Raw genomic sequence first — 11,473 nt, forward strand, 5'->3', positions numbered from 1 at the left:
TCCTCAGAAAATAAAAAAGCCGGAACTGCTCGGGCAGTTCCAGCTTTTCCATTTATGCCGAGAATTCACCAGCCGCTTCTACTTCCGCTTCTGTTGAAACTTGATCAGCAGTCGTATCGGCACCAGCGGTTGTTTCAAAATTACCAGTTGCTTCAAATGAATCGGAATCTACAGAACCTTCAACAGAAGTTTCAGCGTCAAACGCACCAGACACTGTCTCGGCAGAATTCAATGCTGTATCAGAAGATGATTCAACAACTGCATTTGCATTTGCGCCACCTTCAAAAGAGGCTTGTCCCGCCTCAACATTCACATCGCCTGCAGCAGTAGCATTAGCATTTGCTGTGAAGTCTGAAACAGCTTCTACAGAACCGTCAACAGCAGTTCCTAAATCTGCTTGCGTATTCACCGATCCTTCAGTTGCTTCAAGGCTAATAGAATTGGCAGTGTTGGCAGTTACATCTGCTGCTAAATCACCGGTAGATTCAACTGAGCTTTCTACAGTTGCTTCTGCAGTCACATCTGCATTCAGAGATGCATCTACTGAATTCGCTGTATTTGTCACTTCTTCCGAAGTACCCGTAACAAAGTTAGTTGCATTGGCTACTGCGGTTTCAACTTCAGCTTCCGTTTCCACTGTTACATCCTTCGCAAAATCGAACGTTTCAGTCACTGCTTCATTTACATTCGCTTGGGCATCTGCTGTTGTTCCGGCAGCAAATGTTGCCGCTCCGTTTAAGGTTGCTTCTGCTGTTGTTGAGCCATCAGCTTCAACTGTAGCTTCAACTTCATCAGTAGCTAAGTCAGTTGTGCCGTTTACTGTAGCTTCAACATCTGCTGAACCTTGTTCAGAAGCTGCATTCAATGCAGCATTTGTTCCTGCCTCAACAGAAGCTTTCAACTCGGTAGCTTCCGCCTTCAAGTCTTCAACTTTGGCATTTGCAGTACCTTCCACAAAAGCAGCCGTTTCCGTTACCTCAGTCTTCACGTCATTCAATAAAGTATCTGCAGTTTCCTTCAACTGAACATCGCTCTCAAAATTTGTTTTAACGGAAACCGATGAAGTAAACGACCCCTCAGCAGCGTCAGCAAATGTTGGTGCAAACTGTAATGCAACTGCCAATCCGAAAGTAGCTCCTGCGATTTTCATCCAATTCTTTTTCATGTATAATTCTCTCCTTTTAAATGTTTTTTAAATATTGTTTACGTCATTTAAAAAGGAGAGAGACTTCGGTGGTTCGCCTGGTGGTGCATGGCTCCATTGACTCTTGCCTGCCTCTTCAGGATTTCTCCAACGAATTTCGGCTGCAAAATCCATTTTCAAGGATTCAAAGTATGCAGAGACTCCAAGGTCTGTACTAAAGATTTTAGTTGCTGAAGGTGAGCCTACTTGAATTGTCTGAGCAGTAACTGCCTGATTATTAAAGGATGGATTTTCATTTAAAGGAAATTTGTTAATTGGTTGATGGCTTTGTTTAACAACTCTATCCTTTTCAATCGAACCCTTTCTATTCTGAGAAAAAGTGTCTTCCCTCATAATCGGGGTAGATTCTATGGTAGATGTCACATAAGAATCTTCAACTCGAGCATGATTGTTGGTCGACACATCTTGATCTAAACCGTTAGCATCAGACGTATCAAGCTGTTCCTCTTCCATCACTACCTGTTCAACCGGTATTTCATCCAGCTTTTCCTCAGTATTACTAATAGTGTCTTCAACAACATCAATCGTTTCAGATTCACCAATTCCTTCTTCAACTGTTTCTATAGTATCATTAACTGGTTCAACGATCTTTTCCACGATCGGCTTCGTTTGTTCTTCAGCCGGTTTAACGACCGGTTCAACGACTTTTTCTGTAATCGGTTTTACAACCGTTTCTTCAACCTTTTTTGTCGTTTCTTGAACTGTGCCTTTGGTTTTCTCAATCACTTTTTGGACCGGTTTTGAAATTGGTTCTGTTTTGATAGTTGGTTCTTCAACTTCTTCTGATACAGTTTCGACTGTATTAGTAATAGGCTTCGCCAAAGAGGATTCTTCAGCTTGGTCCTTACTTGTTTTTGTAGTAGAATCCGCGGCTTCCTTTACTTGTTGAACTGTTTTTTCCACAGATTCGATCGTCTTCAATTCATCAAATCCATCTGCACTCACAAAATTAGGCGCGAATAGAACAAATAAAATCAGTGCCGGCAAAGCAATTTGTATTTTATTCACCTTTTTTCACCTCCCCGCTTCTAAAAATGCCTAAGGTTATTTTCCACTAACAACGTAAACAAAACTTCATTTCATGTCTTTTAATCAAAAAGAAATACCTGTTACAAACTTGTAACAGGTTTAATATGTATACACAATCTTCTACTCCCCTAAGCAACTTCACTTTCAAATATGAGTCACTTGTTCGCTTCCCTCTATTATCCCCTGCTCAACAGCAGCTTCTACAGTCATAAACCGGGGCTCAAAGAACCCGATATTCACCACTTCTTTTCCTTCTGTTGTTTCCACTAAATAATGAAAACGCATTTTCGTCTCTTTAATAGAAAGAACCGTTTTGCCTAAATTATTGTAAATCTTAGAAACCGCTCCCCTTTGCGGATCGCTTGCCACAAGATTTACGTCAAATTCCGGATCTAACCGGTTATAGATGCCTTGAAGGAGTTTAAGAGCTTCTGCCACTCCCAGCAATAAAAAACCACATATAAGACCGGCCGGAATTATTGGGTAGAAAAAAATTCCGAATAAAATTGTTAGAATAAGTAAAACCGATCCGACCCATCGAAGTATAGTTGCCAATGTATTTTTCTGATAAAGATGAGACACTTATTTCCCCCCTAATAGGTGTACCTTCCTTCCATTTTACCACCGAAACCCCAATCTAAATGGATTATTTTTATTATTCAAAAAAAGAAGCCCATAATGGGCCTCTCTTTAGTCACCTATTTTAGAAATGATCTTAGTTACATAAGCAGCGACTGCTTCGATTTCCTCTTCACTTAAAGTATCCTTGAAAGAAGGCATGGAGGCACCGCCATTTTTAATCCTTTCCAGTACTTCGTCTTTGTCTTCAGTAATGAGGCTTTTCTGTAAATCGGGACCGTTATGTCCTCCTGTTCCTTGGTCTCCATGGCACGCAAGGCAATTTGCTTCAAATATCGCTAAGCCTTGACCAACATCCACAGCCACTACATCTTCGTCAGTAGGCTGGTTGGCAGACTGAGAAGCATCGATTACTGTTCCGGCAGGGAGGGCACCATTCAATTTAAATGTATAAACTTTGTCTCCATGTTTGCTTCCTGCAAGTGAGTTTCCTGCGGCAAATACGGATATATATTGTTCACCATCGATTTCGTAAGTAATTGCTGGAGCATTCACTCCTGCATCCGTCATGAATTCCCACACTTGTTCCCCTGTCGTTGCATCGTATGCAATCAGTCTTCCATCATTATGACCGACAAACAATAGATTTCCTTTGGTTGTTAATGCACCGCTGTAAGCAATCGTATCCCAATTTTGCTGCCACGCAATTTTGTTCGTCTTAACATCGATTGCAGTAACTGTCCCTCTTGCAGGTGCATCAAGAACAGGTCCGAAAATACTTCCTAAATACATATCTCCTTCTGAAAACTCGTTTAATTCATTCCTCTCAAAAGAGAAATAATTGTCATTTCCTAATACATAAAAATACTCAGTATCAGGATTGTAGGCTGAAGGCGGCCAGTTCGCCCCGCCAAATGTCCCTGGTTTTAAAGTGACCGGCACATCCCAGAATGGTGTGAAAATGCTGCCGATTTCCCCTTCGAAATTTGGACCTAAATCCCTCGCAACGTCCTCTTCCGTTATGGTCTGTGGAACAAACGAATCACCGATAGGGAAAGGCTGTGTTTTAGCGGTTTTTTGGCGCTCATCCTGTGGAACTGCCTTTTCAACAATACCGACCAGCGGCTTTCCATTTGTACGATCTAACAAATACACCCATCCTGTTTTACCTGCCTGCCCAATACCCTTCCGGACTTTCCCATCCATTTCAACATCATACAGGATGACGGGGTTCGGACTATCCATATCCCAGATATCATGATGTACCTCTTGAAAATGCCACTTATATTGGCCGGTCTTAACATCTAATGCCACAATGGAATCTGCATATAAATTATCTCCTTCTCGCATGCTTCCATCTACATCAGGTGCCGTATTACCTGTTGAGAAATAGATATATCCAAGCTCTGGATCAACAGCTGGCGTTTGCCATATCGGCGCCCCTCCCGTCAGCCAAGCATCATTATCGGATGGCCATGAATCATGACCCTTTTCCCCAGGGCCCGGAATGGAGTACCATCGCCACACTTCAAATCCATTATCCGAATCATAGGCAGTTAAACGGCCCCGAATGCCATACTCTCCTCCGGAAACTCCCGTGAATACCTTGCCATCGTAGTATAATGGTGCGCTTGTGATGGTATAACCCTCTTCCCAATTCGCCACTTCTGTTTCCCAAATGACTTCACCCGTTTTCTGATCCAAAGCCACTAACCTTGCATCGAGTAATCCGACAAAAACTTTTCCTTCACCAAGTGCGACACCGCGTGTAGTCCAGCCACAACAAACCGTATCCAATTTTTCTGCGAGCTTCGGTCGATACTCCCAAATCTTTTCTCCGGTTACGGCATTCAAAGCCAGTACATCATGAGCCCCAGTGGCAATATACATTACTCCATCTTGAACTAATGGTGTCGCCTCTCCTGAATATTTGAATTCCAGACCAGAACCAAGACTCGTCACCCATTCAGGTTTCAAATCAGCAATATTCTCCGTATTAATCTGATCTAACAGAGAATATCTCCGATTGAAAAGATCCCCGCCATAGGTTGTCCATTCTGCAGATGGATACTCTACTGCAGACACGATCGGTTGTTTCTCCTTCTCCACTATCGGCGGCGGAACATAGGCTTCTTCCTCTTCTTCCGGCATCACTTTAGAAATTAAAACCAATCCAGGTAATATGAATGCCAAGATGATGGAACCTATGAAGATATTGAAATACGTTTTCCCAATTTGATTTCTCATTCCCCTACCCCCTTTCCGCATTATATGAACTAATTTGTTCTATTAAGATTAAAAGATTTAAAAACTTTTCAACAAAAAAGACTGCAAATGGCATCGTTTTGCCATTTGCAGTCTAAGATAAATTTTTATTCCTTGCTCATTGGTGAAAGAACATCTGTTACATAGTCTGCTACTGCTTGAATTTCTTCCTCACTCAATGTACCTTCAAACGACGGCATTGAAGCCCCGCCATTTTTAATGCGCTCAATTACTGCGTTTTTATCAGGGGTAATTGGGCTATCTTGTAAGTTCGGTCCATTATGGCCGCTCGCACCTTGTTCACCGTGACATGCAAGACAGTTTGCTTCGTAGATAGCAAGGCCTTGATCTGCTTCTACTTTGCCAGCATCGCTATCAGCATTTGCTTCAGCATCGTCTTTTTGTGGCGCTTTACCAGAGGCACTTTTTCCTTCAGAAGCATCAATTACAGTTCCTTCTTTCAGGTCTCCATTCAACTTAAATGTATATACTTTATCGCCATGTTTTGTACCAGCAAGAGAGTTGCCTGCTGCAAATACAGAGATATATTGTTCTCCAGCAACTTCATACGTGATTGGCGGTGCGTTGACACCTGCATCCGTCATGAATTCCCAAACTTGGTCGCCCGTTTTTGCATCATAAGCGATTAGGCGTCCGTCATTATGGCCAGTAAATAGAAGGTTTCCTTTAGTGGTAAGGATACCGCTATATGCAATGGCATCCCACTTTTGCTGCCAAGCGATTTTATTCGTTTTGACGTCAATTGCAGTAACAGTTCCTCTTTGAGGAGCATCGAGTACTGGACCGAAAATACTGCCCAAGTATTGATCGCCTTCTTTATACTCTTCTTGCTCACTTCTTTCAAAAGAGAAGTATCCATCATTACCTAATATATAGTAATATTCCGTGTCAGGGTTAAAGGAAGACGGTGGCCAGTTTGCCCCACCTTGCGGACCTGGTTTCAGTGTAATCGGAACATCCCAGAACGGAGTAAAGATGCCGCCAATTTCACCTTCGAATTCTGGACCTAAATCTCTTTCCACATCTTCTTTAGTAACTTCTTGTGGAACAAAAGCATCACCAACCGGGAATGGTTGTGTCGGAGAAGTTTTTTGTTCTTCCATTTGAGGCACTTCTTTTTCTTCAATTCCAACTAACGGCTCACCATTCGTACGGTCTAATAAATATAGCCAACCAGTTTTACCTGCTTGTCCAATCCCTTTTTTCTTTTCCCCGTCCATTTCTACATCGTATAGGATAACAGGGTTCGCAGGGTCCATATCCCAAATGTCATGGTGTACTTCTTGGAAGTGCCATTGGTAATTACCAGTATTCACGTCTAATGCTACGACAGAGTTGGCATATAGGTTATCTCCTTCACGGCCGCTGCCATCAAGGTCAGGGGAGGTATTACCTGTTGCAAAGTAAATCATCCCTAACTCTGGATCTACAGCTGGTGTTTGCCAGATTGGCGCTCCACCAGTCAAGTAAGCGTCACTATCCTCAGGCCATGTATCATGTCCTTGTTCGCCTGGCCCTGGAATAGACGACCAACGCCACACTTCAATTCCATTATCGGAATCATAGGCTGTCATACGCCCTTTAATTCCGTATTCACCACCTGCAACACCTGTAAAGACTTTACCATCATAGTATAGCGGTGCACTTGTGATTGTGTACCCTTCTTCCCAGTTTGCCACTTCTCGTTCCCAAACGACTTCACCAGTCGTTTTGTCGAGTGCGACTAAACGCGCATCCAACAAGCCTACATATATCTTATCATCACCGATTGCAACACCACGTGTTGTCCAACCACAACAGACAGTATCGAGACCTTCAGCAAGTTCTGGACGGTATTCCCAAATCTTTTCACCAGTAACAGCTTCCAATGCTAACACATCATTTGCACCTGTCGCGATATACATGATGCCATCTTCCACAAGAGGAGTGGCTTCACCGGAATACTTGAACTCCAATCCTGAGCCAAGACTTGTCACCCATTGTGGTTTTAAATCTTTTATGTTCTCAACATTTACTTGTTCCAACGCTGAGTATCTACGGTTATAGTAATCGCCACCATGAGTTGTCCAATTGCTAGTCGGATATTCGACTTTAACATCGGGGTTGGCTTTAGGGGCATTTTCACCTTTATCGTTTGAAACATCAGAGGTTTGTTCAACCTGGTCGGTATCTTCTTCTGAACCTTCATCGGTTGTTACCATTTTCGAAACAAAAAGTAGAATGATTAATGCAAATATTAAGATGATGGCTCCGATGAAAATAGATTTGTAAGTTCCGGCATTGCTTTTCATTAAATACACCCGCTTTCAAAATTTGTTACAATATTGTCATAAATTTGACGCGAAAATAATCTTACTCCTTTCTTTTAAATCATTCAACCTATCATTCGACAAAAATTTACAACAATTTGGATAGATATGTATAAGCATTTTTACACCCATCATTAACTAAATAGCCACTATTTTGAAACTTAAACGTTTATTTTGGACTATTTCGCAAATCAAAGCAATGTTGAAAATTATTAAAATTCATTCTGATATATACAGAATGACTTGAATTCTTCTAAACATAAAAAGACTGCAGATGGGCATTAACCATCACACAGTCTTCCGAATCATATAATTTACTTCGTATTTCTTCGGTATATCCTCCCTAAGCCAACAGCTAAAGCGATCCCGAGAAGGATTCCAATTACGATATTCCGAACAATCAAGCCAAAAACAAGTCCAATAACAACACCAAATAGTACCCCTCTCCAAATAGAAGGCGGGGTAGTCTTTCTGTTTCGCATACTGTTGCCTCCGTTCAACACGATCCTACCAGTTAGTCATGTACTCCAGCCATTCTTCTGTCATGGCATTGACAGTAAAACATAAACTCTACTATAATATTACTTTGTGTTCAACACAACGTGGTTCGAGAACCTCCCACGATAAAAAACTAAGGAGAAGTGAATATGAAAGTAAAAGGTTTAGCTATTAGTGGAATTGTGGCGGCTCTGTATGTTGCCGTATCGTTAATCGTGGCGCCATTCGGGTTTACAAATGTCCAATTCCGAATTTCAGAGATGTTTAACCATCTGGTCATATTTAATAAGAAGTTTATCTTCGCTATTGTACTGGGTGTTTTCATCACCAATCTATTTTCACCACTTGGAGCATATGATTTAGTGTTTGGGGTAGCTCAATCCATCATTGCTTTATCCATTACAATTTTCTCTGCAAAATTCATAAAGGGAATTGTACAGCGGATGATTTTCAACACGATTGTTTTTACATTTACGATGTTCATAATCGCGTTTGAACTCAATTTAGCATTGGAATTACCATTCCTGTTCACTTGGTTGACAGTAGCCGTTGGCGAATTTGTGGTCATGGCGGTAGGTATTCCGGTTATGCTCGCGCTCAACAAACGCCTTAACTTCGAGAAATTACTATAATTATGGCCGTCACATGATTGTGACGGCTTTTTTGCATAAAAAAAGAGACAGGAATAGTCCTGTCAGAGATTTCAGTTATAAACTAATTTTACTGTCATCTTTCGTGAAATCCAGCTTCATTTGTTCCAATTCAAGCTTCATCTTCTCGGTTTCAAGTACGAAATTTTCCTGTTTTAGCTTTTCGAGTTCCAATTGGTCTTTAATCATGCTGTTTTTCAACTTTGCACTTTTAATAAGATGATCGGAGATGATCGCAATGATTGGAATCGAGAATATTAAGACAACGGCCACCAAACCTGTGCCCATGCATACCACCCCAAGTAAAAATTCTGAATGATTTCATTATACTATATATAATGAAGAATTTGGAAGCTTTAAAACATTTTTTTCATTGTGGACAAACAAATATGCACTCGTGACGTACATTCTTTGATTTATTAATATCAAATGGAAATAAAACGGAAGTTTTTTGTTAAAAAATGTTTATCGTTTCCGGCAGCGGGTAAAATAATTATACAAGGCGGAACTACCGTAGGAAGGGGCTGGTAAACATGCGTTTACAAGCGACTCCGAAGGATGAATTGCACGGCCTTGGCGGAAAATTTGCTTTACTGGCGAAAGGCACTCTCGTCGGGAACCGATATATTTAGGTTCCGATTGTACAGAGCAACACATCAGTAAAAAGTTTTTTGTTTAAGTGCAAGTGAAAAGACTGCAAAGCTTCATAGACGAGTGTTTATGACCGAAAGCCGGAATGGCGAATTGCAGTCACAACTGAATAGGAATTGACGAGAGATTTTAAAATCGTCAGTGAGTACGATTGACAAATTTTCCGAGTGCAAACCCCAGTGATGGGGAAGGAAAAAGGCATGGTCTGTTTTTAGACCATGCTTTTTCTATTTAGGCGAAAAGACTTATCTATTAAAATGTTCAGAAAGTTAGTAAATAACTATTTCTACTCTTTTATACATATAGTAAGATAGACTAAGCAATTCTTCGAAACCCGAACTAAAGGAGTGGTCCCATTGACTGTAAAACTTCGTTCAGAAGTAAATGTAGAAGAAACATGGAACTTGAAGGATCTATTTGAAACAGAAGAAGCCTTCAATCAGGCGATCAAAAACCTGACTGAAGCTGTTGATCAATTCGTTGAAAAGCATAAAGGCAAAATTACAGATGCAGTTTCGGCTATTCATGCCCTAAAGGATTATGAAAAGATTTATGAAATGGTGATTCCAGCCGGCACTTATGCAAGTTTATCTTTAAGCACAGATCAAACAAATGATGAGGCACAAATGCGCGCGAGTAAATTCGACTCCACAGCTGCAAAAGTATTTAGTAAAGTTTCATTCTTAAACAGTGAGCTATCTGAACTTCCTGCTGAAACAATTGAAGAAGCGATGAATGAATCAGCGGAATTTAAAAATTACTTAGAAAAGCTACTTCTTTTCAAGCCTCATCAACTCCATCCGGAAGTGGAAAAAACATTGGCTGCATTCCAGTCATCCTTTGACGCTCCTTACGGACTATATAACACAACCAAATTGGTAGACATGAATTTCGGGGAATTTGAAGTGAACGGCAAGATGTATCCACTTAGCTACAATATATTTGAAGGTTCTCTTGAAGCTGATCCCGATGCCGAGGTTCGACGCGCAGCTTATAAAGCGTTTTACGACAAATTAAAAGACTACCAACATACAACTGCTAAGACGTATGATGCCCATCTTCAAACCGAGAAAACAACTTCAGATTTACGCGGTTTCGATAACATATTCGAGTCCCTGCTTTTCGATCAGCAAGTGGACCGGGAACTTTATAACCGCCAAATCGATCTGATTATGTCCGAACTGGCACCACATATGCGTAAATATGCAAAGCTCTTACAAAAGGTGCACGGCTTGGACAAGATGACATTTGCCGATTTGAAGATTCCTTTAGATCCAACTTTCGAACCTAAAATTACGGTTGAAGAGTCCCGTAAATACATGCAAGATGGCCTACAAATTATGGGTGAAGATTATATCAATATGGTAAACCGCTCATTCGACGAGCGTTGGATCGACTTTGCTCAGAACAAAGGTAAATCCACAGGAGCATTCTGTTCAAGCCCTTATGGTGTTCATCCGTATATTCTGATCTCTTGGTCAGGAAGCATGGATGACGTCTTTGTATTAGCTCATGAGTTAGGCCATGCAGGACACTTCTACAATGCTCATAAGAACCAAAATGTGTTCAATTCACGCCCATCCCTCTATTTCATCGAAGCACCATCCACGATGAACGAGATGCTGATGGCAAACCATCTATTGAAAAACTCGGACGATCCGCGGTTCAAGCGCTGGGTCATTTCAGCCATTATTGCAAGAACGTATTACCACAACTTTGTAACGCACCTACTTGAAGCTGCATACCAACGAAAAGTGTACGAACGAATCGATGCTGGCGAAAGTGTCAATGCAGGGATTTTGAATACGTACAAACGCAGTGTATTGGAAGAGTTCTGGGGAGAAGACGTAGAAATTCAGGAAGGTGCAGAATTGACGTGGATGCGCCAGCCTCACTACTATATGGGCTTGTACCCGTATACTTATAGTGCCGGATTAACGATTTCTACCCAAGTATCCCAGCGCATTCTAAAAGAAGGCCAGCCTGCAGTAAATGCATGGCTTGAGGTCCTTCAAGCCGGTGGTACTAAAACACCAGTTGAACTAAGCAAGATGGCAGGTGTCGATATTACGACCGAACAACCGTTACGAGATACAATTGCGTTCATCGGTTCATTGATCGAGCAACTTGAAACATTAACCAATGAAATCGAAGTCGGATCGAACTGAATCGAGTAGGAGGGGGTGACTAACCCCCGACCTCTCACACCACCGTACGTACCGTTCGGTATACGGCGGTTCAATTAAGATGATTGACGCAAACTTTCA

9 protein-coding genes and 1 riboswitch are annotated in these 11,473 nt (G+C 41.4%); of the genes, 2 read left to right on the forward strand and 7 right to left on the reverse strand.

Translation table 11 applies throughout. The annotated features are described in order from the left end of the window. Positions 1-52: 52 nt before the first annotated feature. The 6 genes from ACFOZY_RS10875 to ACFOZY_RS10900 form a co-directional block, all read right to left on the reverse strand. The gene (locus ACFOZY_RS10875) at positions 53-1,165 is read right to left on the reverse strand and encodes a hypothetical protein (protein WP_378155305.1); all 1,113 of its coding nucleotides are present in this window, start codon (positions 1,163-1,165) and stop codon (positions 53-55) included. A gap of 27 nt (positions 1,166-1,192) precedes the next feature. After that, positions 1,193-2,212, reverse strand: a complete 1,020-nt coding sequence (locus ACFOZY_RS10880) for a hypothetical protein (protein ID WP_378155307.1) — start codon at positions 2,210-2,212, stop codon at positions 1,193-1,195. 165 nt (positions 2,213-2,377) lie between these two features. Further along, the gene (locus ACFOZY_RS10885) at positions 2,378-2,815 is read right to left on the reverse strand and encodes a hypothetical protein (RefSeq protein WP_378155309.1); all 438 of its coding nucleotides are present in this window, start codon (positions 2,813-2,815) and stop codon (positions 2,378-2,380) included. Between the two features lie 108 nt (positions 2,816-2,923). After that, the gene (locus tag ACFOZY_RS10890; RefSeq protein WP_378155311.1) at positions 2,924-5,059 is read right to left on the reverse strand and encodes an outer membrane protein assembly factor BamB family protein; all 2,136 of its coding nucleotides are present in this window, start codon (positions 5,057-5,059) and stop codon (positions 2,924-2,926) included. 125 nt (positions 5,060-5,184) lie between these two features. Then, entirely contained in the window at positions 5,185-7,389 is a 2,205-nt protein-coding gene (locus ACFOZY_RS10895; protein ID WP_378155313.1) for an outer membrane protein assembly factor BamB family protein, read from the reverse strand. Between the two features lie 332 nt (positions 7,390-7,721). Further along, positions 7,722-7,889 carry a glycine zipper domain-containing protein gene (locus ACFOZY_RS10900; RefSeq protein WP_378155315.1) on the reverse strand — a complete coding sequence of 56 codons (168 nt, stop codon included), beginning with the start codon at positions 7,887-7,889 and terminating at the stop codon, positions 7,722-7,724. A 114-nt stretch (positions 7,890-8,003) separates the two neighbouring features. Beyond that, a riboswitch (PreQ1 riboswitch) is annotated at positions 8,004-8,048 on the forward strand. Between the two features lie 6 nt (positions 8,049-8,054). Between ACFOZY_RS10900 and ACFOZY_RS10905 the strand changes: the two genes are divergently transcribed. Next, positions 8,055-8,537 (forward strand): QueT transporter family protein, encoded by a 483-nt coding sequence (locus tag ACFOZY_RS10905; protein ID WP_378155317.1) that lies wholly within the window; start codon positions 8,055-8,057, stop codon positions 8,535-8,537. Positions 8,538-8,612: 75 nt separating this feature from the next. On the opposite strand, the gene ACFOZY_RS10910 is transcribed toward ACFOZY_RS10905, so the two are convergent. Continuing rightward, a complete protein-coding gene (locus ACFOZY_RS10910) occupies positions 8,613-8,843 on the reverse strand; it encodes a hypothetical protein (protein WP_378155319.1) in 231 nt (76 codons plus the stop codon). Positions 8,844-9,562: 719 nt separating this feature from the next. Between ACFOZY_RS10910 and pepF the strand changes: the two genes are divergently transcribed. After that, positions 9,563-11,374 carry an oligoendopeptidase F gene (gene pepF, locus ACFOZY_RS10915; RefSeq protein WP_378155321.1) on the forward strand — a complete coding sequence of 604 codons (1,812 nt, stop codon included), beginning with the start codon at positions 9,563-9,565 and terminating at the stop codon, positions 11,372-11,374. Positions 11,375-11,473 lie beyond the last annotated feature (99 nt).

It is taken from the genome of Chungangia koreensis (assembly GCF_042651785.1).
Classification (GTDB): Bacteria; Bacillota; Bacilli; order Bacillales_A; family Planococcaceae; genus Chungangia; species Chungangia koreensis.

Coding starts and splice junctions, on each gene's coding strand:
- ACFOZY_RS10875 (WP_378155305.1), bottom strand. CDS start 1,165: ATGAAAAAGAATTGGATGAAAATCGCAGGAGCTACTTTCGGATTGGCA.
- ACFOZY_RS10890 (WP_378155311.1), bottom strand. CDS start 5,059: ATGAGAAATCAAATTGGGAAAACGTATTTCAATATCTTCATAGGTTCC.
- ACFOZY_RS10895 (WP_378155313.1), bottom strand. CDS start 7,389: ATGAAAAGCAATGCCGGAACTTACAAATCTATTTTCATCGGAGCCATC.
- ACFOZY_RS10900 (WP_378155315.1), bottom strand. CDS start 7,889: ATGCGAAACAGAAAGACTACCCCGCCTTCTATTTGGAGAGGGGTACTA.
- ACFOZY_RS10905 (WP_378155317.1), top strand. CDS start 8,055: ATGAAAGTAAAAGGTTTAGCTATTAGTGGAATTGTGGCGGCTCTGTAT.
- ACFOZY_RS10910 (WP_378155319.1), bottom strand. CDS start 8,843: ATGGGCACAGGTTTGGTGGCCGTTGTCTTAATATTCTCGATTCCAATC.